This window comes from Paractinoplanes pyxinae (assembly GCF_026626335.1).
Taxonomy (GTDB): Bacteria; Actinomycetota; Actinomycetes; order Mycobacteriales; family Micromonosporaceae; genus Actinoplanes; species Actinoplanes pyxinae.
Genome location: NZ_JAPNTZ010000006.1, coordinates 1 through 25,980, shown reverse-complemented (window position 1 = coordinate 25,980; position 25,980 = coordinate 1). Strand labels below are relative to the sequence as shown.

The window sequence follows — 25,980 nt, the reverse complement described above, 5'->3', positions numbered from 1 at the left end:
GGTGTCAGACCGCGAAGCCGCGGTGGCGGCGCACCAGCTTGCGCAGCATGAAGACGGACTGGGCGATGGTGGCGATGTAGAGCATCGGCCAGCCGAGCGAGAGGATCGCCGACTGCACGCCCACGCTCTGCTGGGTCCAGGCGAAGGTCGCCCCGGCCACGATCGCGAGCAGCACGACCAGCGGCATGACGTAGGCCGAGCCCTTGCCCTTCTCGGCGTTGGCCTGGGCCGCCCAGTTGTCCTGGTCGGTCTTGGCCAGGAACTGCGCCCAGGCCGACACGAAGTGCCCCATCCGCACGAACATGTACAGCTCGGCCGGGATGAAGAGCGCGGCGTAGAGAATGTCGGAAGCGCTCTTGTCCTTCATGGACAACGCGAGCCGCAGGTTCAGCAGCATGGCGATGGCCGGCGGGATGAGCCAGATCGGGTTGAACACGAAGGCGTCGATGGACAGGGCGGCCACCAGCAGCAGGAGGAACCCCAGCCGCGAGATGATGTTGAAGGCCATCGAGATGTTCTCGAACCAGCGCAGCCGCAGGTTGGGGTGCAGCGGCTGGCCCTTGCTGTCGCCGCGCTGACCCGGCCAGAACAGGTCGATGGCGCCGAAGTTCCACTTGACCTGCTGGCCGTGCAGCGCGCGGAGGTTGGTCATCGGACCGACGTACGCGCGGGCGGTGGCGCTGATCTTCGTGCTGAAGCCGGCGTCCTTGATCTGCAGCGACAGCTTCGAGTCCTCGACCTCGCTGTCGCGGACCCACGGCGCCTGCTGGTAGTGCCGGACCATGACCGTCTCGAGCGCGCGCATGTTGAACAGCGAGCACTGGCCGCCCAGCACGGCCATGTTGCGGCCGCGCAGCAGGTTGTCCATGTTGAACGCGGCGAACTGGGCGCGCTGGCCGGCCACCAGGAACCGCGCCATCAGACCCTTGCGGTTCTTGTCGATGCTGTAGATGGCGCTGAGCCCGCCGATGCGCGGGTCGTCGGTCATCTCGAGCTCGAGCCGCTCCACGGCGTCGCGGGCCAGGGTGGTGTCACCGTCGACACCGAGGATGTAGTCGTAACCGCGCGACAGGAAGTAGCCGTAGTTGAGCGCGCCGACCTTCTTGTCGGGGTTCACGCCCATGTCATGCACGTGCACCGACGTCACAAATTCCTCACCCTTGACCGTACGGGTGTGGACGCCCTCGAACCGGCGGGCGATCTCGGGGGTGTCGTCGTCGGTGTTGTTGATGATCACGTGAATGATGTCCGGCAGCCGGGTCTGGGCCAGCAGGCTCGTCAACACGTCGGCGATCGTGTCCTGCTCGTTGTAGCAGGGGATGATGCAGCTGATGGTGGCGTTGCGCGGCGTCGCGCTGGTGGCCGCGGCCGCGATCTCACCGGCGATCGTCTCGACCGCCTCGAGCTCGTGCAGCTGCGGCACGGCCGGCGGCAGCGCCAGCGGCCCGGCCTTGGCGCTGCGGGGCAGCAGGATCTGGCGGTCGGTGGCCCGGCGCAGCCCGGGACTGGACTCGGTCATCAGTTGGCACCATTCGTGAGCAGCGGGAGGGTGAGGGTGTCGAGGGCGGTCGAGCGGTAGTAGCTGCCCGACTTGGGGGCGGTCTCGACCAGCAGGTCCAGCCGGATGGTGAGCGTGAGCGTCGTTGCTCCGGTCGTCGCCGCGGGCAGCGTCACCACGGTGTTGTAGGGGTAGGGCGGGGTGACGTCGAACTTGCCGTTGTCGGTGGCGGCGGTGACCCGCTTGGTGCCGTCGTCCTGGACCACCTGGAACGTGCTGATGGTGATCTGGTGAGTGCTGTCGGCGTCCTCGACGTGGGCCGCGACGTTGATGGTCTTGAGCGTCTCGGCGCTGTACAGCTTGGCGTTGTCCGAGGTCCAGTAGGTCAGCTTCACCGAGAAGGCACCCTGCTTGAGGCTGTGGGTGACCGTGCCCGTGTCGAGCGGGCCGCTGGCCCGGACCGGAAGCTTGACCGCGACGGCGCTGGGGGACGCCGACGGGGTGGGGGAGGCGCTGGGGGAACTGGCGCCGGCCAGCGGCTTGCTGCTGCTGGTCAGCTGCTTGAGGCTGCTGCAGCCGGTCAGGCTGCCGCACAGTACGGCGGCGGCCAGTCCGGCCGCCACGCTTCGGGGGAGGCGCACGTGGGGGAACCCTTCGCTTCTTCGACCAGCGCGGCACGCCCGCGCTTGCTCGACTCCTCATCGGTTCGAGGAGGTCCGCGCTTGAAGGTTTCGTCCCGGGTTCTTTTCGGTAGCTCGCAGCGCTCAAAAAAATGTCGGTGGCCCTTGGCAGAATGAAGGCACACCTAGCGATGGGTCGAGGCTCGACCGTCAGGGTGCTGGGGGCTGCGAGCCATGAGATCCGGCTACGGTCTGCCAGACCTTGATGCCGTCCGCTCGGCGAGTGATCAGGCCGTGCTCGAAGAACTGGATCATGTCGGGGCCGTCGGCGATCGGCTGTTCAGGATGCGTCGGAAAGCCGAGGTGGAGCTGAGCGAAGAAGTTGACGGGCGGCTCGGGGTGGAGCAGGGCCAGCACGTCGCCCCGCACGGCCACTGCGTCGTGCTCGGGGCTCCAATAGATGGCGCCGCCCTCGAAGGTCTGCACTCGGCGCTGGTTGTCCGCCGTCGGCGAGTCGTTCTGGGGCCGGTGTGAGTCTTCCGTCGGGAAGCCCAGCCAGCCGGGGGTGCCACCCATGCGCTCGTAGAGAATGCCGATGCCGCCGTCGACCTTGTACGTGCCGTGAACCGACGTGTAAATGGTGGCGCCACCCGGACGGTCGAAGCCGATGCAAGCGGCCACCAGGTCTTCGGGGTAGTCCCATGCACCCTCGAAACGCTGAAACCTGCCTTCGGTGCCTTGCGGTGAACGGCCCGCGGCGTGCGACTTCCCACGTGGGAAGCCGAGGCGGCCGGTCACGCCGTCGAGGGCGTCGAAGTGCTCGCGTATCGGGGACCAGATCTCGATGGCCCCGACAGCATCGGTGAAGACGATGCTGGCCTTCTCGAACGGCTGAATCCAGCCGCTGTCGCCGTCGCCGGGCCGGCGCGACGGACCTGCGGCAACCTCGGGACCCACTGGGAAGCCGAAGCGGTCCGCTCCACCTCGCCGCTGATAGTGCCAACCGATGCCGCCCCACGTGGCAAACATGCCGTGTTCTTCGGTCCAGTAGACAGACGCGTGGCCGGCCGGGTCCGCGCTCTCCGACTCGAAGTCCTGCCGGGTCGCCTCTCCCGCTGGGCGGCCCGCTGCACTCACCACTTCAGCCTCGGCAAGCGGGAACCCGAGCCGACCGCCAGTTCCGCCGTTGTCGCGGTGGAACGAGGAGAAGGGCTCATACGTAGCTTGGGCGCCGGTCTGCTTCGACCAGTGAACGACGCCCTCGGCGAAAACGCGGTAGAAGCCGGCGGTTCCCCGCGGCGAACTGGCCGCCCGGCGCACGATGTCGCTCTCGAGACCGAGGATTTTCCGCTCGTCGTGGCATCGGCAGATCGCCTCGGCCGCGACAGGCACGTCGCGCAGAGCCGCAAGTGCTGGACCGCCCTCGTCCAGGAGCGCCGCTGCCAGTCCCGGATGCATCTCGGATACGAGCGCGACGGAGAAGTCGTCATCCGAGTTGAGCAGCATTCCCAGGACCGCCGCCGCGTCCTCGGCCGAAGCGGCCGCCACGATCTTCAGGGCGTCGTCGATCGGCATCTGCTTGATCCGGTTGGCGGCGGCGCGAGGGGAGGACCGGCCGATGAGCCCGAGATCGAGCGGTTCGAAGGCGGCGTAGTTGTTCTGCGTGTTGCCGGTGCCGATCACGATGCCACGGCTGTCGTGGACCGAGGTCTCGATGTTTCGAGGGTCGGGCTCCACGGGTGCTCCTGACGGCGGCGGGGCATAGGCGCCAGTCAGTATCGCGGGGGACGCGCGGGTCGGAAACCGGACAAACGGCCGGTGTCACAGGCCGGGGGTATGATGGCTGGCGCGGTGAACGCAGTGGGTTTGCTAGGTTAACTCGAGGTGAACGACGCAGTTTCCGCTGCCATTTGTCAACGGGTTGTCGATGTGAGAAAGAGGTAGGTTTTGTTCAGCCGATTCGGGCAATGCGGGTCGGCATGCCAGATCACCAGGAACGCGGGCGAGCAGTGAGCAAAACAGCAGTGACCAGGTGTTTCTGGCAACCTCCGATGAGCAAGCAGGTCCCCAAGGTCGAGCTGAAGGTGGCCGTTTCCTCGGCCGACCTGCGCTCCCTCGGCGTCGACCTGAAAAGCGGCCTCACCCGCCGCATTTACTTTCTCGACACGGCCGATCTCGCCCTGCAGCAGCACGGCCTCATCGTCCGGCTGCGCAGCACCCGCGGGCGGGCCGGCGACGCCGTCGTGAAGCTGCGGCCGGTGCTGCCCAAGGCGCTGCCGGGCTGGCTGCGCAACGACAACGGCTTCGACGTCGAGATAGACGCCCTGCCCGACAACTACGCCTGCTCGGGCACGCTCAAGCGCACCCTGGGGCGGCACGAGGTCGAGCGGACGGCGGCCGCGCGCAAGCCGCTGAGCCGGCTGCTCTCCGGCCGTCAGCGGCGCCTGCTCACCGCGTACGCGAATGTGCCTCTCGACAGCTTGATCACGTTCGGCCCGGTCGAGGTGCGGCGCTGCCGGTTCGAGATGGCGGCGTCCGACCATCCGCTGGTGGCCGAGCAGTGGACGTTTCCCGACGGTTCCTCGATCGCCGAGTTGTCCATCCGCTGCCCGTCGTCGAAGGCGTCAGCCGTGGCCGCCGAGACGTCGAGCGCCCTGCGGGCCCACGGCATCGTCCCCGACGACGAGCCCCAGGTGACCAAGACGGAGGCGACGCTCCGGTATTTCAGACCTCAATTCGCGACCCCATGATCACCGTGTGGTCGCGCGGAAGGCTGAAGTATTCGGCGGCGTCGGCCGTGATGTACGACGTGGCGATGAACAGGCGTTTGCGCCATGGCGCCATGGTGTGCGACGTGCCGCGGGTCAGTTCGATCTTCGACAGGAAGTAGGACGCCTCCTCGACCGAGATCTGGCCCTCGGTCAGCTCGGCGTCCAGCATCTGCAGCAGCGCCGGCACGTCCGGCGTCTCCATGTAGCCGTAGCGCGCCGTCACGTGGGTGATGCCGTCGCCGGCGTAGCCCAGGTGGTCGACGACGATGCGCTGGTCGTCGGCGAGGCGGGGCACGGGCAGCGTGTCGATCGACAGAACCACGACATGCTCATGCCGTACGTGGTTGTGTTCGACGTTGGCCCGCAGGGCGAGCGGCGCGGTCACCTTGCCGCGGTTCAGGAAGATCGCCGTGCCCGGCACCCGGCTCAGCGGCCGCTTCCGGTTCTGCATGTCGTCGACGAACTCGCTCAGCGAACCCTCGGCCCGGTCACGTTCCGCGGTCACGATCGCCCGGCCGCGCTGCCACGTGGTCATCACGGTGAACGCGGTGATCCCGATCAGCAGCGGCAGCCATGCCCCGTGCACCAGCTTGGTCAGGTTGGCGCTGACGAACAGCAGGTCGATGGCGAGCAGCAGGCCGCCGCCGGTGAGCACCAGCCACAGCGGCGTCTTCCAGCGCACCCGGGCCAGATAGAAGAAGAGCAGCGTGGTGATCGTGATGGTGGCGACCACGGCCATGCCGAACGCGTAGGCCAGGGCGGCCGAGCTGCGGAAGGCGAACACCAGCACCAGCACCGAGACCATGAGCAGCCAGTTGATCCACGGCACGTAGATCTGCCCGATGGCCGACTCCGAAGTGTGTACGACGCGCAGGCGCGGAAGGTAACCGAGCTGACCGGCCTGGGACGCCACCGAGTAGGCGCCGGTGATGACCGCCTGGGCCGCGATCACCGTGGCCGCGGTGGCCAGGATGACCAGCGGCAGGCGGGCCCAGTCGGGCACGAGCAGGAAGAACGGGCTCGAGTACTTGCTCTCGTCGCCCAGCAGCAACGCGCCCTGGCCCAGATAGCTCAGCGTGCTCGCCGGCAGCACCAGGCTCAGCCAGCCGATCACGATGGCCTTGCGCCCGAAGTGCCCCATGTCGGCGTAGATCGCCTCGGCCCCGGTGACGGAGAGCACGATCGCGGCCAGCGCGAAGAACGCGATGTGGAAGTGCCCGGCCAGAAACCCGATGGCGTACGTCGGTGACAGCGCCTCGAGAATGCGGGGTTCCTGGCTGATGCCCCAGATGCCGGCCGCCCCGATGGCGGTGAACCAGGTGATCATCACCGGCCCGAAGAACTTGCCCACGGCCGCCGTGCCGTGCCGCTGGAAGGCGAACAGGATCACGATGATCACGGCGGTGAGCGGGACGACGATCTCGTCCAGCCCGGGCCGGACCGTCTCCAGCCCCTCGACCGCCGACAGCACCGAGATGGCCGGCGTGATCATGCTGTCGCCGAAGAACAGCGACGCGCCGAAGATGCCCAGCGCGGCCAGGAACACCGCGCTGCGCCGGCGGTTGGACGACCCCCAGCGGCGCAACAGCGTGATGAGGGCCATGATGCCGCCCTCACCGTCGTTGTTGACCCGCATCACCAGCGTGATGTAGGTCAGCGTCACGATGATCATGACCGACCAGAAGATGGTCGAGACGACGCCGAGGATGTTGCCCTCGCTGATCGGCACGGGGTGCGGGTCGGACGGGTTGAAGACGGTCTGGATGGTGTAGATCGGGCTCGTGCCGATGTCCCCGAACACCACGCCGAGGGCGCCGATCACCACGGCGGCCTTCAGCGTCGGGTGGCCGTGATGGAGTGCTTCTTGGCTCACCCGATCATTCTGCGCCCCGGCGAGTCGTTCGGGTGGCCTGTCCCGAGGTGTCGCTCGTTACCGGAGCCGGGCCTCGGCCACCACCCGGCCGCGCTCCGAGGCCGGGAAGCGCTCCAGCATCGCGCGCAACTCGGGCGCGGAGACGTTGGCCCCGAAAGCCTCAGTGCCGGGCTCCAGCCGTACGCCCTCGGACAAGGACCCGGCAACCACCGGATCGAAGCCCAGGTCGTCGACGAGAGCCGCGACCGCGGCGACGGCGGCCTCGTCATCCCCGGCCACCGCGATGGCCTTGCGATCGGGCGAGCCGGCCGGACGCGCGCCCTCCTCGAGGTCGTGATAGCCCATGTGGTTGAAGGCCTTCACCACCCGCGAATCGGGCAGGAACTCCTGGACGATCTCGCTCGACGACGTCCGCGGGTCGGTGAGGTCGTCGCGGATGCCGTCGACCTCCCACCAGTAGTTCATGGCGTCGACGACGAGTTTGCCGCGCAGCGCCTCGACCGGGATGCTCTGGTGCTTGCCCAGCGGCAGCGCCAGCACCACGACGTCGGCCCGGGCCGCCGCGTCCTCGGCCGTGGTGGGCTCGGCGCCGGGCGCCAGCACCCCGATGATCAGCCGGATCTTCGAGACGTCGCCGGAGCCGGCGATGAGCACCCGATGCCCGGCCGCCACCGCGAGCCGGGCCAGGACGGTGCCCACCTTGCCAGCCCCGAGGATGCCGATCGTCGTCATCGTCACGCCGCCAGCAGTTCGCGCGTCATCGGGAGCACCTTGCTGCCGAACAGCTCGACCGCGCGCAGGCGGGCGCTGGCGGGGGTCGACCCGGCCACGTAGATCAGGTCGAACCGGCCGACGCCGAGCGACTTGATCGCCCTGGCCATCTTGCGGGCCACCGTCTCGGGCGAGCCGATGTACAGCGAGCCGTGCTCGACCTCGTGGTCGAACTCCTCCTTGCGCAGCGGAGGCCAGCCGCGCAGCTTGCCGATGCGGTCGCGCATCACCTTGTACCGCGGGTAGAACACTTCCTTGGCCTCCTCGTCGGTGTCCGCGACGAAGCCCGGCGAGTGCATGCCGACCGGGTGCGCCACGGTGCCGAGCTGGTCGGCGGCACGACGATAGAGATCGACGTACGGGGCGAAGCGGTCGGGTGCGCCGCCGATGATCGCGAGCATCAGGGGCAGACCGTACCGCGCCGTGCGGACGACCGACTGCGGGGAGCCGCCGACGCCGACCCAGGTGTCGAGGTGGCCCGAATCGGTCTTGGGGAAGACCTCGGCGTCGGCCAGGGGCGCACGGGTCGTGCCGCTCCAGGTGACCGGCTTCTCCTTCAACAGCTCGGCGAACAGCTCGATCTTCTCTTCGAAGAGCTTGTCGTAGTCGCTCAGGTCGTACCCGAACAGCGGGAACGACTCGGTGAACGAGCCGCGACCCAGGATGACGTGGGCCCGCCCGTTGGACAGGCCGTCGAGCGTGGCGAACCGCTGGAAGACGCGGACGGGATCGTCGGAGCTCAGCACGGTGACGCCGGACGCGAGCTTGATGTTCTTCGTCCGGCCCGCGATGCCGGCCAGCACGGTCTCGGGCGAGGAGATCGCGTACTCGGGGCGGTGGTGCTCGCCGAGCGCGATGACGTCGACGCCGAGCTCGTCGGCCAGGACGGCCTCGTCGACGACCTGGCGCAGGGCCGCGCCGTACGAGAGCAGGTTGCCGTTGTCGTCCTCCGGCACGTCGCCGAACGTGTCGAGGCCGAAGGTGATGTCACTCATGTGAGCCTCCAAGCTGATTGACGTGTCAATTATGCCCGCTACGATTGACACGTCAACTACAGGAGGTGTGGCCGTGACCACCCGACGCTTCCCCACGCAGGAGGAACTGCGGATCTGGCGGGACTTCATCGAGACCGGCGAGAAGGTCCGAACCGAGATGGCCGCCCGCCTGCAGAAGGACGGGCTCTCCACGGGCGACTACACGGTGCTGCTGGCCCTCAGCGAGGCGCCCGGGCAGCGGCTGCGGTCGTCCGAGCTGGCCACCACGGTCGGGTGGGAGCGCAGCCGGCTCTCGCACCACCTGGGGCGCATGGAGAAGCGGGGGCTGATCCGGCGCGAGGAGTGCCTGACCGACAACCGCGGCGCCGAGGCCGTGCTGGCGCCGGCCGGTCTGGAGCTGTTTCAGCAGGTCAACCGGCCGCACCTGCGCGACATCAGGGAAATTTTCGTGGACGCGCTGACCCCTGCCCAGCTGCAAGCGGCGGGCGAGATCATGGCCGCCCTGCGGGAGCACCTCGCGCGGGAGTAGAAAGGTGGGCATGGCTCGAATCGCGGTGACCGGTGGCAGCGGCAAACTCGGCCGCGCCGTAGTGAAAGACCTGCTCGACCACGGCCAGCAGGTCGTCAACCTCGACGCTGCGGCGTCCGACGGGTCGTACGTCAAGGTCGACCTCACCGACTTCGGCCAGGTGGTGGGCGCGCTGACCGCGGTCGACGACCGCTACGACGGCATCGACGCGGTGGTGCACCTGGCCGCCATCCCCGCCCCCGGCCTGCGCCCCAACGCCGCGATCTTCCACAACAACGTGCCCGCCACGTACAACGTCTTCGAGGCGGCCCGCGTGGCCGGCATCAAGACCGTGGTGTGGGCGTCCAGCGAGACCGTGCTGGGCCTGCCGTTCGAGAGCACCCCACCGCCGTACCTGCCGGCCGACGAGAACTACGAGGCCCGCCCCAACTCGGCGTACTCGCTGGGCAAGCACCTCGAGGAGCAGATGGCGGCCCAGTTCTGCCGCTGGGACCCCGAGCTGACGATGATCGGCCTGCGCTTCAGCAACGTCATGGAGCCCCACGACTACGAGGCTTTCCCCAGCTACGACGCCGACCCCCACCTGCGCAGCTGGAACGCCTGGGGTTACATCGACGCCCGCGACGGCGCCCAGGCCGTCCGCAAGGCCCTCACCTACCGCGAGCCCGGCGTCGAAATCTTCGTGATCGCCAACGCCGACACCGTCATGAGCCGCCCCAGCGCCGCCCTGGCCGCCGAGGTCTTCCCCGACCTACCCATTACCAAAGAGCTGGGCGAACACGAGACCCTGCTCTCCATCGACAAGGCCCGCCGCCTCCTCGGCTACGAACCCGAGTTCAGCTGGCGTACGAAAGCCTGATCGTTTGCCCCTTCAGTCGCCGAACTGACTGCTGACCATTCGTGCTCAGTGGAAGAGTGTCGGCGGGCCAAGGGAGGTGGAATGGGCTGGCGAGAAATGGATCCGTATCCAGCTTGTTGGCGCTGGCCGGAATCTCAGGTCGCCTTGCAAGTAGTCGGGGAAACCAGCGCGCAAGCAGTAGGCCGATACAGAGTGGCATTGGAGGCCTGGCAGGCGGGTCGATGTGCAATCTGTGGTGGACGGCCAGGGCGTGACAAATGGGGATACAGCCTCGTCGACGACCATGACCACACCTCGATGCTGGTTCGCGGGTTGTTGTGCCGCAGCTGCAATACGGCCGAAGGCTGCTCACAGGGGCGGATCTTCCGCGCATACCGAAAGCGACATCCGACAGTTCTTCTCGGCATGACGATCCCTTACCGTGGCGGCTGCCTGGTTCCGTCTTGTGCCTGCGACGGAGGCATCCGGAAAGGTTGGCTTCTCGAAGCTACGGAGTCCGGAGTCGTGGACCCGTCAGACTTGGGGACCTTGACGGATCTGCTGTGGAGGAACGACGCCGAGAACTGCTTCACGACGGGTGGTCACGCGTGCTGCGAGCACGGACCGGTCACAGCGTGGCCGCCTGGTCCGGAGTGGTGCCCGAACTGTGAGAGGTCCGGTTACACCGACGATGGCAACGCTCTGTGTGGATTTTGCGGAGGCGTTGGGCGTTTGCCTGTGGCGACCGATGCCGTGATGGCTGAAATTCAGGCCTCCGCAACTGAAATCGAGACTGTTCTCCGTCGGCTCGTGCCAGCTTTCCAAAGCTTCCCTGGGCGGGTTCCGATTCTCGAGGTGGGCCTGGCGCATCGCTATCTCGCCATGGCAGCCCGAGCGCTTAGATCGGTCAGCGTCCAGTCTTGTGAATACGAAAGCGAGGGAGCGGCCGGGCGCCGGCTATGAGGTCGGCGGCCAGTTCGCCGATGGCGGGGGTGAACTTGAAGCCGTGGCCTGAGAAGCCGGCCAGCACCACCAGCGGGCCGGTGCGGTCGATGACGAAGTCGCTGGTCGGGGTGGTGGTGTAGGTGCAGCTGATCGGGGTGGTGGCGTCGGCGTCGACGCCGGGGAGCCAGTGGCGGGCGTAGTCGCGCAGCTGGGCGGCGTGGACGGGCTCCTCGGCGAAGTTGCGGTGGTCGGGGTCGACCTCGGGGCCGGTGCCGTGGAAGCCGGCCTTGATGCCCTCGCCGGGGGTGGCCAGGCCGTAGACGCCCAGGTCGGGGCGGTGGTGGATGAAGCTGGGCCACTGCAGCGCGGGGTCGAGTGGGGCGAAGTGGGCCGGTTGCTCTTGCGTGACGCGTACGCGTAACAGGCCCGGCAACAATGACGGGGTCCACGCGCCGGCGGCTACCACGACGCGGCGGGCGCGCAGGGTTTCGGCCGGCGTGACCACCTCGACGTCGTTCTCGGCCCGTACGGTCACCGACAGCACCGGTGTCTCGTGCCGCACGACGGCCCCGCGCGCGGCGGCGGCCGACTGCAGGGCGGCCACCGCGTTGTCGGCGTGCACGCGGCCGCTCGTCGGGTGGAAGTAGACCGGGCCGGCGAAGCGCAGACCCGGCCACCGTTCGGACGCCTCTTCCGCCCTCAGCCACCGGCCGGGAACACCCTCGGCGTCCAGGGCGCCGGCGATGTCCTCGATCGGCGCGAGCAGCCCGTGGTCCACGCCGCCGGTGAGGTCGAGCAGCGGCCTACCGGTCTCGGATTCGAGCTTCCGCCACAGGTCCAGAGCCCGGCGGGCCAGCCGGATGTAGTCGGGCTGCGCGTAGGCCAGCCGGAAGATCCGCGACGCCCCGTGCGAGGCGCCGTTGGTGTGGCCCGGCGTGAACCGTTCGAGCAGCACCACGTCAGCGCCCCGCCGGGCCAGCGACCAGGCGGCGGCCGAGCCCATGGCGCCGCCGCCGACCACGACGACGTCCGGCGTCACGGAAGCTCCAGGTGCTCGCGCAGCGTCGTCCCGGTGTACGCCGTCCGGTAGAGCCCGCGTTCCTGCAGCTCCGGCACCAGCTTGTCGACGATGTCCTCGATCGTGCCGGGCAGTTGCTGGGGCAGGATGTTGAAGCCGTCGACCACGTGGTCGTCGTGGTACCGCGTCCATTCGTCGGCGATCTGGCCCGGCGTGCCCACGAACGCATTGTGCCGCGGGGTCACCTGGATGACCGTCTCGCGGATGGACAGGCCCAATGCGCGCCACGACGCGATGCGTTCGAGCTTGCCGGTGCGGAACTCGATGGGGATCGTGCCGCGGGACGGGTCCAGTTCGCCCTCGGCCGGTTCGATGTCGGGCAGCGGGCCGTCGGGGTCGTACCCGGAAAGGTCCTTGCCCCAGTACTGCTCGAGGAAGGCGATGGCGCGCGGGCCGGTCGTCTGCTCGCGCTGGATCCATTCGGCCTTCTCGGCGGCCTCCGCGGGCGTGTCGCCCAGCACGACCATCGCGCCGGGCAGGATGCGGACGGCATCGGGGGAGCGGCCGTAGCCGGCCAGCCGGGCCCGCAGGTCGGTCGCGTACGCCGCCGCCTTGTCGTAGTCGGTGTTGGCCGAGAACACCACGTCGGCGTGCCGGGCGGCCAGGTCGCGCCCGCCGGGCGAGTCGCCCGCCTGGAACAGCACCGGCCGCGCGGCCACGGTCGGCGGCGCATCGATGTCGATGAGATCGTCGTGCTTTGCATAACGCGACCCGGCCCACAAGGCGCGAGCCGCGGTCACGAACGCGTCCGCGCGTTCATAGCGGCGTGAGTGCTCCAACCACCCGCCGTGCCGGAAGTTCTCGCCCGTCCACGCGTTGTCGGTGGTCACGATGTTCCAGCCGGCCCGCCCGCCCGACACGACGTCCAGGCTGGCCAGCCGCCGGGCCAGGTCGGCCGGGAAGTTGTAGGTCGTGTTCTGGGTGGCCACCAGGCCCAGGTGGGTGGTCTCGGCGGCCAGGGCGGCCAGCTGCGTGATGGCGTCGGGCCGCCCGGCCACGTCCAGGTCGTAGACGCGGCCCCGGTTCTCGCGGACGCGCAGGCCCTCGCCGAGGAAGAACGCGTCGAACAGCCCGCGCTCCAGCGTCTTCGCCGTGGCCACGAACGTGTCGATGTGGGTGTGGTCGGCGAAGTCCGGCGCGGTCCAGATCAGTTGCGGTCCGACGCCGGTGAAGAAGAGTCCGAGATGGAGCACGTCACCCTCCCTGGGGCAGGCCGAGCGTTTCGCGGAGGGTCGAGCCGGCCGGTGGCCGTGGCCCGAGGGCGTCGATGACCGGCGCCAGGCCGGGGGTGGCGCCGGTCAGGTGCAGCCGGACGCCGTCGACGATGCCTTCCAACCGGTCGAGGCGCGCCCGCACAGGTGCCGGGTCGTCCACCTCCACCTCGGCGAAGATCAGCCGGGCGCCGTCGGCCCGGGCCTGCGCCGACCGCTCGACCAGCTCGTCGTGGGTGGGGGCGTCGATCAGGGCCACGTCGAGGCGGCCGGTCACGCCGAGCGTGTCGGCGCCGATCACCACGATCTGGCCCTGCGGCGGCCGGGGCGTGATGAGCGGCCCGACCACCGAGAAGCGCGCGCCGGTGAAGTTGACGTGGTGCACCCGATCCGCGTCCAGAAACCGTCCACTCCCGACGTCGCGGATGACGGCGTCGTCCTCCCACGAGTGCCAGAGCAGCCGGGCCACGTCGATGACGTCCTCGATCTCGCGCCGCAGGTCGTCCCCGGCCAGCGGCGTGCCGCCCACCGCCGCGTACGCCGAAGGGGTGTTGACCGCCCCGACGACCCACCCGGCGCGCCCGAGCGAGGCGTGGTCGAGCGAGGCCAGCTGCGTGGCCAGGTGGAACGGCTCGGTGACCGTGACGTGAAGCTCCGGCGCCAGGCCGATCGTGCTCGTGCGGCGGGAGAGATACGCGGCCCGCACGCCGGCTTCGATCGGCCCGTCGTTCGCGATCGTCACGAAGGCGAACCCGGCCTTCTCTGCGTCCTCGATGTCCAGCGAACCGAGCTCCAGCGCGACATGGATCACGACTGACGCTCGTACGGAATCTTCTCGCCCGCCTCCACGGCGACCGGCAGCCGGTTCTCGGCCGGCGGCAACGGGCAGGTCGCGAAGTCGGTGTAGGCGCAGACCAGGTTGGTGGCTTTGTTGAAGTCGAGCGTGACCGTGCCGTCGCCGGCGGGCGCGTCGATGGCCAGGCTGCGGTTGGCCGCGTAGGTCGTGACGCCCGAGGTCTCGTCGGTGAAAAGAGCGAAGAACGATCCCGGCGTACGTCCATTGAAGACGGTCAGCGACAGCGGAGTGCCCAGCGCTTCGAACTCGACGCGGCCCGGCGACTCGTACACGTGCTCCAAGCCCTCGACCGCCGCGCCCACCGTGACGTCGCGCGGCTCCTCGAACGGCACGTAGCGCCCGGTCAGCGCCCACTTCTCGGTTGGCTCGTAGGCCGGCACGCCGTGGAACTGCAGCCGCAGCTCGTTGGAGGGGTGCCGCGGCCGGATGATGTCGAAGCCACCGCGCTTGGCCACTTCGACGACCGCTTCCCCGTACGCCGGGAAGACCCCGCCCCGCTCGGGCAGCACACCGAACTCGTGCCGCCCGGTGACCTCGGCCCCGTCGATCGTCAGCGACTCACCCTCGGCCAGCTCGACGACCACCCCGCCGGGCCCGGTGCTCCACTCGCCGGGCGCGTCGGGGAACCGCCGCGGCGTCGCGTCGAGGAAGTTGAGGCTGGTGATGGCCAGGAACCCGTGCGGGTCGGCCAGGTTCTTCTCGTGCTCGGCGTGCCATGCGGCCCAGGTCTGGTTGCTCATGGGCCGACCATATCCCTACCTAGCCTATAGGCGATAGAGGGTGTTAGAGTTCGTTCCGAAGGTCATGAGCGCCAGCGTCAAGCCCCGGCTCGCTGGCCGGCAACCCTTGCGTTCGCGATGGGGTGCCCCGGGTGAAGACCTGGCCTGTGCCCGTCCGGGCGCGGGCAAGCGCGAGCTCTCCCGGAGGCAGAGCCATGTCCGATCTTCTCGACATCATCGGCGCCGATCTCACCACCACGCTCCCGAACGGCGCCGCCGTGCGGTTCGCCCACCTCGACTACGCGGCCTCCGCGCCGGCCGTGCGGGCCGCCGCCGACGCCGTCCGCGACCTGCTTCCGTACTACGGCAGCGTGCACCGCGGCGCCGGCCTGCGCTCGCAGCGTTCGACCTTCGAGTACGAGCGCGCCCGCGAGACCGTGGCCGAGTTCGTCGGCGCCCGCGAGGGTGACACCGTCGTCTTCACCCGCAACACCACCGACGCGCTCAACCTGCTGGCCCGCGCCCTGCCCGCGGGCACCACGACGGTCGTCTTCGACGGCGAGCACCACGCCAACCTGCTGCCCTGGCCGTCGCCCGTGCGCCTGCCGGCGCCGGCCGATCCCGACGAGGCGGTCGAGGCCGTGCGGGTCGCGCTTTCCTCCGTACGAGGTCCCGCCCTGCTCGCCGTGACCGGGGCCAGCAATGTGACAGGTGAGATCTGGCCGGTGCGCCGCCTGGCCGACGTCGCGCACCAGCACGGGGCCCGCGTGCTGGTCGACGCGGCCCAGCTGGCGCCGCACGTGCCGGTCGACCTGGACGACCTGGGCGCCGACTACCTGGCCTTCTCGGGGCACAAGTTGTACGCCCCGTTCGGCGCGGGCGTGCTGGCCGGGCGGAGCGACTGGCTCGACGCCGCCGAGCCCTATCTGCGGGGCGGCGGGGCCAGCGCGTCCGTCGGCGACGCGCCCGGCGACGTCGTGTGGGCCACCGGCCCGGCCCGGCACGAGGGCGGCACCCCGAACCTGGTCGGCGCCGTCTCGCTGGCCGCCGTGTGTGAAGCCCTGCTGCGGGCGGATCGCGTGGCCTTGCTGGAACACGAGCAGAGCCTGCTGGCCGGTCTCGACGGCGGCGTCTCGCTCTTCGGCGGCCGGCAGCCGCGCGTGGGCATCGTCTCGTTCGCCGTGCCGGATCCGGCCGCGGTGGCCGACCGGCTGGCCCAGGACCACGGGATCGGCGTACGGGCGGGCCTGTTCTGTGCCCACCCGCTGGTGCGCCGCCTGGGTGGCGCGGGCACCTGCGACACCGGCGGCCTGCTGCGCGCGAGCTGGGGCCTGGGCAGCACGCACGACGACCTCGACCGCCTGAACACCGCCCTGCACGAGCTCGGCGTGTGCCCCTGATCACTTAGGGTGTCGATTGCTCTATCGCCGGGGGTAGTCGCGGCGATAGATTCGGCCGGACAGCGACCCTGCAGCCCACAGGAGGCTTCCGGTGTCCATCTCGCATCCTCCGACCCCGACACTCATGCGATCCGCCGAGCGATCCCTGTGGTGGCTGGCCGCGGCCGGCGCCGCCACCTCGATCATCCTCGGCGTCGTGGCCCTGGCCTGGCCCGACGAGACCCTGTACGTGGGGGCCGCGATCTTCGGCGTCTGGCTGCTGGTGCACGGCTTCATCAACCTCGTGCAGGCGGTGACGGCCACCCGCGAGGACGGTGCGTCGCGCGCCCTGACCGCGGTGATCGGCATCCTGTTCGTGGTGGCGGGCGTCATCGCCCTGCGCAACCTCGTCGTCTCGCTGATCGCCATCGCCACCCTGATCGGCATCGCCTGGCTCATCGGCGGCATCACCGGCCTGGTCAACGCCTTCACCGGCCCGTACGACGGCGGCGCACGGGTGGTGGTCGCCCTGCTGGGCGTCATCACGATCCTGGGCGGCCTGGTCGTGCTGCTCTGGCCCGGCCCGTCGCTGGCCACCATCGTCTGGCTGACCGGCATCTGGCTGGTCGTCATGGGTTTCATGCAACTGTTCCTGGTCTTCCGCCACCGCCCGTCGTCCTGAGCCGGACGGGGTCGACGAGATTGTCACGTTCGTCGATGCTTGGGCCATGTCTCCGCTCAGCCGTCGCACTGTCCTGGCCATGCTCGGCGCGGCCGCCGTCCCGCCCGTGGTAACGATCGGGGCGCGGCCCGCCGCCGCAGCCGACGACAACTATCTGTCCAACCTCGACATGTACTCGAAGACCACCGAGGGGGTCGACTACGCCCGTCGCTTCCGCCGGCACGCCGCGTTCGACGACAGCGACGCCCCCGGCGGCAGCTACCCCGACACCGCGATCCTGGCCGTGCACGGCGGCGGCATCGAGCCCGGCACCTCCGAGCTCTGCCTGGCCATCGCCGGCTACGACCCGGCCGACCTGACCTCGAGCGGGCCGGTCTACGACTACTGGATGCTCGAGGGCATCCGGACGTCAGGCAACGCGGCGCTGCACGTCACGGCAACCCACTGCGACGACCCGGTCGCCCTGGCCACGGCCGCGGCCAGCCGGCGGACGGTGTCGTTGCACGGCTGCTCGCCGGCCGAGGCCGAACAGGACGACGACGTGGCCGCCGTGCTGGTCGGCGGGCTGGACACCGACCTCAAGGCGGCGCTGATCCGGGCGTACCGGGCAGCCGGGTTAAACGCGATCGACGCCAACATCGTCCCGCCGCTGAGCGGCACCGACACCCGCAACATCGTGAACCTGAACGGCCGCGGGAAGGGCGTGCAGCTCGAGCTGACCACGCCGCTGCGCACCGACATGTTCTTCACCAATACGCGCAAGGACCGCAAGAACACGCTCAAGCCGCTCTTCGACACGTTCGTGACCGCCACCCGGTCGGCCCTGGCATGAGGTTGCGTCCGGCCACGGCCGACGACGCCGACCGGCTGGCCGACATCGTCATGGCGGCCACCAAGGCGCAGGGCCGCTGGCCGGACAACACCCCCGAACAGGACGAGCAGTGGCGCGCCGGTTTCGCCGAATGGAGCCGGAACCCGGAACCGGACAGCTTTCTGTCGGTGATCCTGCTGGACGACGAGGTGGTCGGCCGGCTCCGCGTGGTCCGGCGGGAATCGGCCCTGCACCTGGCCGGTATTCAGCTGCTGCCGTCCGTGCAGGGCCGCGGCATCGGCACGGCCATCATCCGCGACCTGCAGGGCGCCGCGGCCCGGGACGGCGTCCCGCTGCTGATCGGCGTCGAGAAAGACAACCCGCGGGCCCGCCGGCTGTACGAGCGGCTGGGCTGCGTCGTCGAGTCCGAGAGCGACGACGAGTACCTGCTGCGCTGGACGCCGAAGGGTTAGCCTGGCCCGGTGAGAATCGTGGTGGCCGGCGGCAGTGGGCACATCGGCACGTTCCTGGTGCCCCGGCTGGTTCGCGCCGGGCACGAGGTGATCAACGTCAGCCGCGGGCAGCGCTCCGGCTACGTCGACGACCCGGCCTGGTCGCAGGTGCGCCCGGTGACGGCCGACCGCGACGACCCGGCGTTCCCCGAGGCCGTGGCCGGGCTGCAGCCCGACGTCGTGGTCGACCTGATCTGCTTCACCCTCGAATCGGCGACGGCGCTGGTCGACCGGTTGCGCGGCCAGATAGGGCACCTGCTGCACTGCGGCTCGATCTGGCGGGCCGGCCCCAGCCTGAAGCTGCCCATGACCGAAGAGAACGGCCCGCCCCCGCTCGGCGAGTACGGCATCGCCAAGGACGCCATCGCCCGCATGCTCAAGGAAGAGACCAGCTCGGGCGGCCTGGTCACCACGTCGATCCACCCTGGACACATCGTCGGGCCCGGCTGGCACCCGGTGGGCCCGCTCGGCAACCTGGACCCGGCAGTGTGGCGCACCCTCTCGGCCGGGGAGCCGCTAGACGTACCGGGAATCGGCACCGAATTCATGCACCACGTGCACGCCGACGACGTGGCCCAGATCTTCGAGGCCGCCATCGCCCGCCGCGACGCCGCCGCCGGCGAGGACTTCAGCGCCGTCGCCCCATCCGCCCTGAACGTCCGCGGCTACGCCCGCATCGCCGCGGGTTGGTTCGGCCAGACGGCGCAACTGCGCCCGGTGACCTGGGTCGACTTCCGCCGCACGGCCGGCGAGGAGGCCGCCCAGACCAGCTGGGAACACCTGGTCCGCGACCACTACTTCAGCATCGACAAGGCCCGCGCCCTGCTCGGCTACCTTCCCGCGTACGAGCCGGAGCAGGCCGTCCTCGAGTCGGTGCGCTGGCTCATCGACCACGACGAGCTCGAGGTGGCCACCCCGCTCACGGTCTGACGGCCGCGTGCACGGCCACCGGCTGGTCGTACTCCGGCACCACGGTGTCGAACTCGTACGCCAGGCCCAGCTTCTCCATCACCCGGGCCGACCGCATGTTGTCGACGTGCCGGATGCTGATGACCCGCTCGAACCCCACCTCGTCGAACCCGAACCGCAGAGCAGCCGCAGCCGCCTCGGTCGCGTACCCGTACCCCCAGAAGCGCCGCCCCAGCCGCCACCCGATCTCCACCGCCGGCAACACCGCGGGCAGAAACACGGGCACCGCGAACCCAGCCCACCCGATCAGTTCACCGCGCAGCTCGACCGCGAACAGCCCGTACCCCTGCTCGTCCCAGTCCCGCCGCATCTTCCGCAGCCCGTCGGCGCTCTGCTCCCGATCCCGCACCGACCCATCCAGGATGTACCGCATGACCTCCGGGTCCGCGTTGATGGCAGCCAGCCCGTCGAGGTCATCGTTCCGCCACTTACGCAGCAGCAACCGTTCCGTCGTCAGCATCCCGCCATCCTCGCTCACGCCCGACGTAGGGTCGGCCGTATGGCTGTTGCTGTCGCTGCTCCGCATCCGGCTGCCGTGGAGGCCGCGCGAGCGGTGGTGGGGGACGGGGGCAACGCGTTCGACGCGGCGCTGGCTGCGGCCGGGGCGTTGGCCGTCGTGTATCCGCATCAGTGTTCGGTGGGTGGGGACCTCGTCGCGATGGTGCGGGCGGCCGGGGCGCCGGTTCGGGCGGTGGTGTCGGTCGGGGCGGCCGGGCGGGACGCGTACGTGGAAAGAATGCCGCTGCGGGGGCCGCAGACGGTGACCGTGCCGGGCGTGGTGGCGGGGTGGGCCGCGGTGCAGGCGCTCGGGGCGCGGTTGCCGTTGAGCCAGTTGCTGGCGCCCGCCGTGCAGCTTGCGGTTGATGGTGTCGAGATCAGCGCGGGCTTGCGTACGGCGATCAGTGCGGCCGCCGACGTGGTGCGGGCCGATCCGGGGCTGGCCGGCGTGATGCTCGGGCCGACGCTGGTGCAGCCGGCGCTCGCCCGGACGCTCGACGAGATCGGCCGGGACTGGCGGTCGTTCTACGCCAACGAGCGCCTGATCGCGGGGCTCAAGGCGTTGGGTGTCACGCTCTCGGCGGACGACTTCGGCGCTCACTCGGCCGAGGTGGTCGAACCATTGCGCCGTACGGTCGGGGAGGTCACCTGGCATGCGGCGCCGCCGCCGGTTCAGGGGGCCACGTTCCTGGCCGTGGCCGGCTCGCCGTCGCTGCTGGCCGACAGCCGGCGCGCGCAGGCTGCCCGTAACGCGCTGCTCGGCGATCCTCGTGGCGGCCCGATTTCGGTGGATGGGCTTCTCCTTCGTACGCGGGAAGCCTTTGACCTTGCCTCGGAGCCCCCGAAACCGACCGGCGACACGGTGGCCGTCACCGCCGTCGACGACGAGGGCAACGCCGTGACCCTGATCCAGAGCGTTTTCGAGAGCTTCGGCGCCGGCCTGCTCGAGCCGGGAACCGGGGTGCTGCTGCACAACCGGGGCACGTCGTTCAGCCTCGACCCGGCCCATCCCGCGCACCTGAAACCCGGAGTCCGCCCGCCGCACACGCTGTGCCCGACGATCGCGCTGACCTCCGGCGGCGTGGTCGCGCTGGGCTGCCAGGGCGGCCGGGCCCAGCCGTGGATCCTGGCCCAGCTCGCCCCCGACGTGTTCACCGCCGACCCCGCCGACCTGGTGACCCGTCCACGCTGGATCCTCCGCGGCGACGACCTGATCCTCGAACCGGGCGTGCCTCTCCCCGGCGACCCGACCGGCCTGACCGTCACAACCACAGCCGGCCCGCACGACGAGGCCGGCCACGTCCAACTGTCCCGCCTGCACGCCGGCGTCCTCGAAGCGGGCAGCGACCCCCGAGCCGACGGCCTGGCCGCCATCACCCCCTGACCGCTACTTCTGCTGTCCGGTCTCGTTCGACCACTCACCGTCCACGATGATGCGCTGGTTCTGCGCGGTGAGCCGGAACGAATTCGGCGGAGGGAGTTCGGCTGAGCGCAGCTCCCAGGTGCCCTTCTCGTTGCGTACGGCGGAATTGAGCACCACGCCCGTGCCGATGGCGGCCAGCGTGAGATGGTCGCCGAGGGCTGCCGGCGGGCGGGCCGGCTTTTCGATTTCGCGGCTCCAGCGCTCGGCCAGGCGCTGGTAACCCCAGGGCCACCGGGCCGCGCGGCGGGCGTCCGATCCGGCGTTCGCGAGCAGACCGGCCAACTCGTCGACCGGCACCTTGCCGACCAGCCGGGCGTAGCGCACCGACCGGATCCGGATCATCGCCTCGTGCAGGGCGGCCGCGGCGGCGTAAGCCCAGCCGTCGGGTTGACGCAGCTTCACCTCATTGCGCGGCGGCCGGGGCGGCGTCACCGCGTCCGCCCGCCGACCGGCCTGGGACAGATGCCAGGAGTCGTCGTCCAGCCAGTACTCGGCGCCGGCCGCGCGCACGAAGCCGTGCTCGCCGAGCTTCACCTCGCCGTCGGCCACCGCGACCCCGCGCCGGTCGTCATTGTCGAACCGGCAGTCGTCCAGCCCGGTCAAGTACACCTGCACGTCGGCGTTCCCGGCGACGCCGTACCGCCGCGGGACCTCCAGGCCGATGAACCCGTTGAGTGCGTGGCCGGCCTGCTCGACCCGTACGGAGGAAATTCGCGCCCGCTCGAGGTCGTAGTCCTCGCCGAGGCTCGCGTCCAAGGGCTGCATGCTGTGGCGCACCATTCCCCGGTAGTCGCGGTACGGCCCCTCGTCGGCCACCGGCAACGCCTCCAGCGCGTATCCGGCCAGCGCCACCTGCTCGGCCATCCACTGCTGACGCTTGGCCCCGAATCCCGCCATCCATTCGAGCGCGAGCCGGCCGTGAGCCGCCCGCTGTCGCCGTGGGGCGCTCAGGACCCCGAACAACGGCCCGCTGTTGTTGTCCCAGACGTCGGCGATCCGGACGACCTCGAGCCGATCGAAGTGGCGGGCGTCCGCCGTGAGTTCGGCGATCCGGGCCACCGACCGGTCCAGCAGAGCCGTCAGAACCTCGATCATGAGCACACGGTAGAGGCCGGCGGTGAACCGGACGGCGTGACCGCACCGTGTACTTTTCGCGAGCGGGACCTCTACGGGTGGGGTGGTTGATCGATGGACGACATGACCAGCATCGATGCGCCGGCGGTGCGGGCGATGGGCGTGGCGGTGACCGGGATCGGGGAGCAGATCGCGAAGGCGGCCGCGCCGATACCCGGATGGGAGTACGCCGGTAAGGGCGCGGTGGAAGGGGCCGAGGTCTGCGAGACCCGGATGGCCCACGCCGCCCGGTTCTGGCAGATCACGATCGAGAGGCTGGGAACGCTCGTCCGCGACTACGGCGGTGAGCTGCGCGCGGCGGCGGGGGACTTCGTCGCCACCGACGAGGCCGCGGCCGACCGCATCCAGGTCGCCGGGAAGCCGGGGTGACGTCGTGACGATCACGCTGAACGGGCTGCTCACCGCCGACCTCGGCCGGCTCGAGACCGTCGCCCGGCACTGGGATCAGCTGGCCCGCACCCTCGACGTCGCCGTGGAGGACCTGGGCCGCGACACCCGCGAACTGCCCAACCACTGGCCGGCCGGGCCCAGCTCGCAGGCCGCCCAGGACAAGGCGGCCGAGATCCGCGTCCAGGTCGGCAACGGCCAGGCGGGCTGCGCCGCCATCGCCTGGATCATCCGCGACTTCGCCCTCGATCTGGGACAGGCCCGGCGCCACCTGCAGGAAGTGGTCGCCGACGCCGAAGCGGCCGGGCTGCGGGTCGACCTGAAAGCCGGCCTGATCACCGCGCCCCTCACGGTCGCCGCCTCGCAGGGCACGGTCGACGCGTACGCGCAGCAGATCGGCGAAGTCCTCACCTCGGTCAACGACCTCGACCGCAAGGCGGCCCAGGCCCTCAGCGACTACACGTACCGCGAGGACGTCCTGCCCGACGGCGAGCAGCCGCGCTACGACGACGTGAGCATCCTGGCCCTGGCCAACTGGACCGAGTTCAGCCAGACCGAGTACTGGAAGGGCCAGCACTCCCTCAACCAGGACAAGGCCATCGCCGAGCACCCCGAGATCATCGGCGCCGCCCGTGGCATCCCCGCCCGCGACCGGGACACGGCCAACCGCATCCTGCTGCAGCGGGCCAAGGACGAGCTGCTGGCCGCCCGCACCCGCCAGGGCGAGATGCACGACGGGGCCATGAACCGCGCCCAGCTCGACCTCGACCGCCGCCTGGCCGCCATCACCGACCTGGAACACCGGGCCGAGGGCAAACACCTTCTCTCGTACGAACCCGGGGTGGAGGAGGAAGCGGAGCTCACCAAACGGTGACTCGCGGGCGCGGCCGATCAGGGGAATATCGGGGCGGATAGCATCGTCAAGGTTCTGATGGGCTATTCGCAGCTGAAGGAGATCACCGTGTCCGCAACCCGTACCCCCGCTGTGGCCGACCCTCTCGTCGTCCCGGCCGGGACTACGGCCGCCGATGCGGTGGCCGCAGCCGGCCTGCCGACGACCGGCCCCAAGGCGATCGTGGTGGTCCGCGACGCCGCCGGCCGCCTGCGTGACCTCGACTGGCGGCCCGAGCTCGACACCGACGTCGCCCCCGTCGCCATCGACGAGCCGGACGGCCTCAACGTGCTGCGCCACTCGGCCGCGCACGTGCTGGCCCAGGCCGTGCAGGACGTGTTCCCCGAGGCCAAGCTGGGCATCGGCCCGCCCATCGAGAACGGCTTCTACTACGACTTCGACGTGCCGAAGCCGTTCCAGCCGGAAGACCTGACGAAGCTCGAGAAGCGCATGCAAGAGATCGTCAAGGCGGGCCAGACCTTCCGCCGCCGCGAGTACAAGTCGCTGGACGAGGCCAAGGTCGAACTGGCCGGCGAGCCGTACAAGCTGGAACTGGTCGACATCAAGGGCGACGTGGACGACACCGAGCTGGCCACCGTCGGCGCCGGTGAACTCACCCACTACGACAACCTCGACAAAGAGGGCAAGCGCGTCTGGGGCGACCTGTGCCGCGGCCCGCACCTGCCCACCACCCGGCTCATCCCGGCCTTCAAACTGATGCGCTCGGCCGCCGCCTACTGGCGCGGCTCCGAGAAGAACCCGCAGCTCCAGCGCATCTACGGCACCGCCTGGCCGTCCCGCGACGAGCTCAAGGCGTACCTGAACCGCCTGGCCGAGGCCGAGCGCCGCGACCACCGCAAGCTCGGCACCGAGCTCGACCTGTTCTCGTTCCCCGACGAGATCGGCTCCGGCCTGGTCGTCTTCCACCCCAAGGGCGGCATCATCAAGCGCGAGATGGAGGACTACGTCCGCGCCCGCCACATCGAAGAGGGCTTCCAGTACGTCAGCTCGCCGCACATCACCAAAGAGGGTTTGTTCCACACCTCCGGGCACCTGCCGTACTACAAAGACACGATGTTCCCGCCCATGCAGCTGGAAGGCGCGGACTACTACCTCAAGGCCATGAACTGCCCCATGCACAACCTGATCTTCAGGTCGCGCGGGCGGTCCTACCGCGAGCTGCCGCTGCGCTTCTTCGAGTTCGGCACGGTCTACCGCTACGAGAAGTCAGGTGTGGTGCACGGCCTGACCCGGGTCCGCGGCCTCACCCAGGACGACTCCCACTCGTACGTGACGAAAGAGCAGGCCCCGGCCGAGATCAAGCACCTGCTGAACTTCGTCCGGTCGCTGCTCGACGACTTCGGCCTCGACGACTACTACCTCGAGCTGTCGACCCGGGACCCCAAGAGCGACAAATTCATCGGTACGGACGAGCAGTGGGCCGTGGCGACGAAGGTTCTGGAGGACGTGGCCACCGAGTCCGGCCTCGAGCTGGTGCTCGACCCGGGCGGCGCCGCCTTCTACGGCCCGAAGATCAGCGTCCAGGCCAAGGACGCGATCGGCCGCACCTGGCAGATGTCGACCATCCAGTACGACTTCAACCAGCCGGCCCGCTTCGGCCTCGAGTTCCAGGCCGCCGACGGCACCCGCCAGGAACCGGTAATGATCCACTCGGCCAAGTTCGGCTCGATCGAACGCTTCTTCGGCGTGCTGGTCGAGCACTACGCGGGCGCCTTCCCGGCGTGGCTGGCCCCCGTCCAGGTGGTAGGAATCCCGATCCGCGACGACCACGCGGACTACCTGACGTCGTTCGTGGAGAAGCTGCGCGCCGCCGGGGTCCGGGCCGAGGTCGACTACTCCGACGACCGCATGCAAAAGAAGATCCGCACAGCCCAGCAGCAGAAGATCCCCTTCATGGCCATCGCCGGCGACGACGACGTGGCCGCCGGAACCGTCTCCTTCCGCTACCGCGACGGCTCGCAGCGCAACGGCGTTTCCGTTGACGAGGCTGTGGCTCACGTTGTTGAGATCGTGCGGTCGCGGACCAATGTTGGGCCGTCTGCCGCTGCGTGATCCTCAAAAACCGCGGCTTTCTTACGCTTTGACGGCCGGGGACGAGGGCGCTCACGCAAGCTGAAAACCGTCTCTATGCTTTGCGTGAGCGCCCTCGTCCCCGGCCTTGCCGGGTTTCTGCCTGCGGCTTTCGTCGTGGTCGGTGCTTCTCTGATTGCACGGCTGGGCTGGGGAACCCGTGCGGGTTCGGGGTCTGGCTTCCGCGTTGTGGACGAAGCTGGGCGGCTTGGTCACCCGGGCGGACCTTTGTGGTGTGTTTCGCGTTCGCACCGTGCCGGTCGCGCTTCCGGATGGTTGCGCGGTAACTCCTCGGCTTGGGCGGGCCACCAACTTCCGGGCCGGGTCTCTCAAGGTGAAGAGGTGGCTCAAGCCGGTGGCCGTCGAACGCGGAAACCGCTAATCCGACATGGGTGGCATGACGGTGGCGAGCGGCGCGCTCGGGAGTCTGACCCTCGCATGGGGCCCCTGGCTTGGATGATCTCCCCGGGGCGGCAGCCGTAGCTCATCGTGAGCTGA

Annotated in this window: 25 protein-coding genes and 1 riboswitch; of the genes, 13 read left to right on the top strand and 12 right to left on the bottom strand. The window is 69.7% G+C overall.

What is annotated here, in order from left to right; translation table 11 throughout:
- Positions 1-4: 4 nt before the first annotated feature.
- The 3 genes from OWR29_RS17270 to OWR29_RS17260 form a co-directional block, all read right to left on the bottom strand.
- Complete coding sequence (locus OWR29_RS17270) at positions 5-1,519, bottom strand: glycosyltransferase family 2 protein (protein WP_267563907.1); 1,515 nt, start codon at positions 1,517-1,519, stop codon at positions 5-7.
- Complete coding sequence (locus OWR29_RS17265; RefSeq protein WP_267563906.1) at positions 1,519-2,139, bottom strand: hypothetical protein; 621 nt, start codon at positions 2,137-2,139, stop codon at positions 1,519-1,521. Before OWR29_RS17265 ends, OWR29_RS17270 begins: the two co-directional genes overlap by 1 nt.
- 189 nt (positions 2,140-2,328) lie before the next feature.
- Positions 2,329-3,801, bottom strand: a complete 1,473-nt coding sequence (locus tag OWR29_RS17260) for a hypothetical protein (RefSeq protein WP_267563905.1) — start codon at positions 3,799-3,801, stop codon at positions 2,329-2,331.
- A gap of 368 nt (positions 3,802-4,169) precedes the next feature.
- Between OWR29_RS17260 and OWR29_RS17255 the strand changes: the two genes are divergently transcribed.
- Entirely contained in the window at positions 4,170-4,868 is a 699-nt protein-coding gene (locus OWR29_RS17255) for a CYTH domain-containing protein (protein WP_267563904.1), read from the top strand.
- Here OWR29_RS17255 and OWR29_RS17250 read toward each other — a convergent pair.
- From OWR29_RS17250 to OWR29_RS17240, 3 genes are read right to left on the bottom strand one after another with little or no spacing between them, the layout of a single operon-like run.
- Entirely contained in the window at positions 4,843-6,762 is a 1,920-nt protein-coding gene (locus OWR29_RS17250) for a potassium transporter Kup (protein WP_267563903.1), read from the bottom strand. The two genes, OWR29_RS17255 and OWR29_RS17250, sit on opposite strands and share 26 nt — an antisense overlap.
- A gap of 57 nt (positions 6,763-6,819) precedes the next feature.
- Positions 6,820-7,494: an NADPH-dependent F420 reductase gene (locus tag OWR29_RS17245; protein WP_267564423.1), complete on the bottom strand. Its 675-nt coding sequence runs from the start codon at positions 7,492-7,494 to the stop codon at positions 6,820-6,822.
- Positions 7,495-7,496: 2 nt separating this feature from the next.
- The gene (locus OWR29_RS17240; protein ID WP_267563902.1) at positions 7,497-8,528 is read right to left on the bottom strand and encodes an LLM class flavin-dependent oxidoreductase; all 1,032 of its coding nucleotides are present in this window, start codon (positions 8,526-8,528) and stop codon (positions 7,497-7,499) included.
- A 73-nt stretch (positions 8,529-8,601) separates the two neighbouring features.
- Between OWR29_RS17240 and OWR29_RS17235 the strand changes: the two genes are divergently transcribed.
- The 3 genes from OWR29_RS17235 (at position 8,602) to OWR29_RS48125 (ending at position 10,858) form a co-directional block, all read left to right on the top strand.
- Entirely contained in the window at positions 8,602-9,057 is a 456-nt protein-coding gene (locus OWR29_RS17235; RefSeq protein ID WP_267563901.1) for a MarR family winged helix-turn-helix transcriptional regulator, read from the top strand.
- A 10-nt stretch (positions 9,058-9,067) separates the two neighbouring features.
- The gene (locus OWR29_RS17230; protein WP_267563900.1) at positions 9,068-9,916 is read left to right on the top strand and encodes an NAD-dependent epimerase/dehydratase family protein; all 849 of its coding nucleotides are present in this window, start codon (positions 9,068-9,070) and stop codon (positions 9,914-9,916) included.
- An 81-nt stretch (positions 9,917-9,997) separates the two neighbouring features.
- Entirely contained in the window at positions 9,998-10,858 is an 861-nt protein-coding gene (locus OWR29_RS48125) for an endonuclease domain-containing protein (RefSeq protein ID WP_369077353.1), read from the top strand.
- Here the strand turns inward: OWR29_RS48125 and OWR29_RS17225 are convergent.
- The 4 genes from OWR29_RS17225 to OWR29_RS17210 are packed head-to-tail and all read right to left on the bottom strand — an operon-like array spanning position 10,803 to position 14,725.
- On the bottom strand, positions 10,803-11,879 hold the full coding sequence (locus OWR29_RS17225; protein WP_267563899.1) for an FAD-dependent oxidoreductase: 1,077 nt from the start codon (positions 11,877-11,879) through the stop codon (positions 10,803-10,805). The two genes, OWR29_RS48125 and OWR29_RS17225, sit on opposite strands and share 56 nt — an antisense overlap.
- A complete protein-coding gene (locus tag OWR29_RS17220; RefSeq protein ID WP_267563898.1) occupies positions 11,876-13,111 on the bottom strand; it encodes an LLM class flavin-dependent oxidoreductase in 1,236 nt (411 codons plus the stop codon). Before OWR29_RS17220 ends, OWR29_RS17225 begins: the two co-directional genes overlap by 4 nt.
- 1 nt (position 13,112) lies before the next feature.
- Positions 13,113-13,940: an LLM class flavin-dependent oxidoreductase gene (locus OWR29_RS17215; protein WP_267563897.1), complete on the bottom strand. Its 828-nt coding sequence runs from the start codon at positions 13,938-13,940 to the stop codon at positions 13,113-13,115.
- Entirely contained in the window at positions 13,937-14,725 is a 789-nt protein-coding gene (locus tag OWR29_RS17210) for a DUF1684 domain-containing protein (protein WP_267563896.1), read from the bottom strand. Before OWR29_RS17210 ends, OWR29_RS17215 begins: the two co-directional genes overlap by 4 nt.
- A 60-nt stretch (positions 14,726-14,785) precedes the next feature.
- Positions 14,786-14,902: riboswitch (SAM riboswitch) on the top strand.
- A gap of 17 nt (positions 14,903-14,919) precedes the next feature.
- Between OWR29_RS17210 and OWR29_RS17205 the strand changes: the two genes are divergently transcribed.
- The 5 genes from OWR29_RS17205 (at position 14,920) to OWR29_RS17185 (ending at position 19,018) form a co-directional block, all read left to right on the top strand.
- Positions 14,920-16,104: an aminotransferase class V-fold PLP-dependent enzyme gene (locus OWR29_RS17205; RefSeq protein WP_267563895.1), complete on the top strand. Its 1,185-nt coding sequence runs from the start codon at positions 14,920-14,922 to the stop codon at positions 16,102-16,104.
- A gap of 124 nt (positions 16,105-16,228) precedes the next feature.
- Positions 16,229-16,765 carry an HdeD family acid-resistance protein gene (locus tag OWR29_RS17200; RefSeq protein ID WP_267563894.1) on the top strand — a complete coding sequence of 179 codons (537 nt, stop codon included), beginning with the start codon at positions 16,229-16,231 and terminating at the stop codon, positions 16,763-16,765.
- Positions 16,766-16,811: 46 nt separating this feature from the next.
- On the top strand, positions 16,812-17,597 hold the full coding sequence (locus OWR29_RS17195) for a poly-gamma-glutamate hydrolase family protein (RefSeq protein WP_267563893.1): 786 nt from the start codon (positions 16,812-16,814) through the stop codon (positions 17,595-17,597).
- Positions 17,594-18,049 carry a GNAT family N-acetyltransferase gene (locus tag OWR29_RS17190; RefSeq protein WP_267563892.1) on the top strand — a complete coding sequence of 152 codons (456 nt, stop codon included), beginning with the start codon at positions 17,594-17,596 and terminating at the stop codon, positions 18,047-18,049. The genes OWR29_RS17195 and OWR29_RS17190 overlap by 4 nt, the downstream gene beginning before the upstream one ends.
- Before the next feature lie 9 nt (positions 18,050-18,058).
- A complete protein-coding gene (locus OWR29_RS17185) occupies positions 18,059-19,018 on the top strand; it encodes an NAD-dependent epimerase/dehydratase family protein (RefSeq protein ID WP_267563891.1) in 960 nt (319 codons plus the stop codon).
- On the opposite strand, the gene OWR29_RS17180 is transcribed toward OWR29_RS17185, so the two are convergent.
- Positions 19,008-19,517, bottom strand: coding sequence for a GNAT family N-acetyltransferase (locus tag OWR29_RS17180; RefSeq protein ID WP_267563890.1), 510 nt, complete (start codon positions 19,515-19,517; stop codon positions 19,008-19,010). The two genes, OWR29_RS17185 and OWR29_RS17180, sit on opposite strands and share 11 nt — an antisense overlap.
- 39 nt (positions 19,518-19,556) lie before the next feature.
- On the opposite strand from OWR29_RS17180, the gene OWR29_RS17175 reads away from it, so the two are divergent.
- Positions 19,557-20,939, top strand: coding sequence for a gamma-glutamyltransferase (locus OWR29_RS17175; protein WP_267563889.1), 1,383 nt, complete (start codon positions 19,557-19,559; stop codon positions 20,937-20,939).
- Between the two features lie 3 nt (positions 20,940-20,942).
- Here OWR29_RS17175 and OWR29_RS17170 read toward each other — a convergent pair whose 3' ends face one another.
- Positions 20,943-22,073, bottom strand: coding sequence for a hypothetical protein (locus OWR29_RS17170; protein WP_267563887.1), 1,131 nt, complete (start codon positions 22,071-22,073; stop codon positions 20,943-20,945).
- Between the two features lie 102 nt (positions 22,074-22,175).
- On the opposite strand from OWR29_RS17170, the gene OWR29_RS17165 reads away from it, so the two are divergent.
- The 3 genes from OWR29_RS17165 to thrS all read left to right on the top strand — a co-directional run bounded on the left by OWR29_RS17165 (position 22,176) and on the right by thrS (position 25,464).
- A complete protein-coding gene (locus OWR29_RS17165) occupies positions 22,176-22,481 on the top strand; it encodes a hypothetical protein (RefSeq protein ID WP_267563886.1) in 306 nt (101 codons plus the stop codon).
- Positions 22,482-22,485: 4 nt separating this feature from the next.
- A complete protein-coding gene (locus tag OWR29_RS17160; RefSeq protein ID WP_267563884.1) occupies positions 22,486-23,373 on the top strand; it encodes a hypothetical protein in 888 nt (295 codons plus the stop codon).
- A gap of 87 nt (positions 23,374-23,460) precedes the next feature.
- Positions 23,461-25,464: a threonine--tRNA ligase gene (gene thrS / locus OWR29_RS17155; protein WP_267563883.1), complete on the top strand. Its 2,004-nt coding sequence runs from the start codon at positions 23,461-23,463 to the stop codon at positions 25,462-25,464.
- Positions 25,465-25,980 lie beyond the last annotated feature (516 nt).

Excerpts from the sequence above, each read along its gene's own strand:
- OWR29_RS17270 (WP_267563907.1), bottom strand. The coding sequence starts at position 1,519 with ATGACCGAGTCCAGTCCCGGGCTGCGCCGGGCCACCGACCGCCAGATC.
- OWR29_RS17255 (WP_267563904.1), top strand. The coding sequence starts at position 4,170 with ATGAGCAAGCAGGTCCCCAAGGTCGAGCTGAAGGTGGCCGTTTCCTCG.
- OWR29_RS17245 (WP_267564423.1), bottom strand. The coding sequence starts at position 7,494 with ATGACGACGATCGGCATCCTCGGGGCTGGCAAGGTGGGCACCGTCCTG.
- OWR29_RS17240 (WP_267563902.1), bottom strand. The coding sequence starts at position 8,528 with ATGAGTGACATCACCTTCGGCCTCGACACGTTCGGCGACGTGCCGGAG.
- OWR29_RS17230 (WP_267563900.1), top strand. The coding sequence starts at position 9,068 with ATGGCTCGAATCGCGGTGACCGGTGGCAGCGGCAAACTCGGCCGCGCC.
- OWR29_RS48125 (WP_369077353.1), top strand. The coding sequence starts at position 9,998 with ATGGGCTGGCGAGAAATGGATCCGTATCCAGCTTGTTGGCGCTGGCCG.
- OWR29_RS17210 (WP_267563896.1), bottom strand. The coding sequence starts at position 14,725 with ATGAGCAACCAGACCTGGGCCGCATGGCACGCCGAGCACGAGAAGAAC.
- OWR29_RS17205 (WP_267563895.1), top strand. The coding sequence starts at position 14,920 with ATGTCCGATCTTCTCGACATCATCGGCGCCGATCTCACCACCACGCTC.
- OWR29_RS17200 (WP_267563894.1), top strand. The coding sequence starts at position 16,229 with ATGCGATCCGCCGAGCGATCCCTGTGGTGGCTGGCCGCGGCCGGCGCC.
- OWR29_RS17195 (WP_267563893.1), top strand. The coding sequence starts at position 16,812 with ATGTCTCCGCTCAGCCGTCGCACTGTCCTGGCCATGCTCGGCGCGGCC.
- OWR29_RS17190 (WP_267563892.1), top strand. The coding sequence starts at position 17,594 with ATGAGGTTGCGTCCGGCCACGGCCGACGACGCCGACCGGCTGGCCGAC.
- OWR29_RS17180 (WP_267563890.1), bottom strand. The coding sequence starts at position 19,517 with ATGCTGACGACGGAACGGTTGCTGCTGCGTAAGTGGCGGAACGATGAC.
- OWR29_RS17175 (WP_267563889.1), top strand. The coding sequence starts at position 19,557 with ATGGCTGTTGCTGTCGCTGCTCCGCATCCGGCTGCCGTGGAGGCCGCG.
- OWR29_RS17170 (WP_267563887.1), bottom strand. The coding sequence starts at position 22,073 with ATGATCGAGGTTCTGACGGCTCTGCTGGACCGGTCGGTGGCCCGGATC.
- OWR29_RS17165 (WP_267563886.1), top strand. The coding sequence starts at position 22,176 with ATGACCAGCATCGATGCGCCGGCGGTGCGGGCGATGGGCGTGGCGGTG.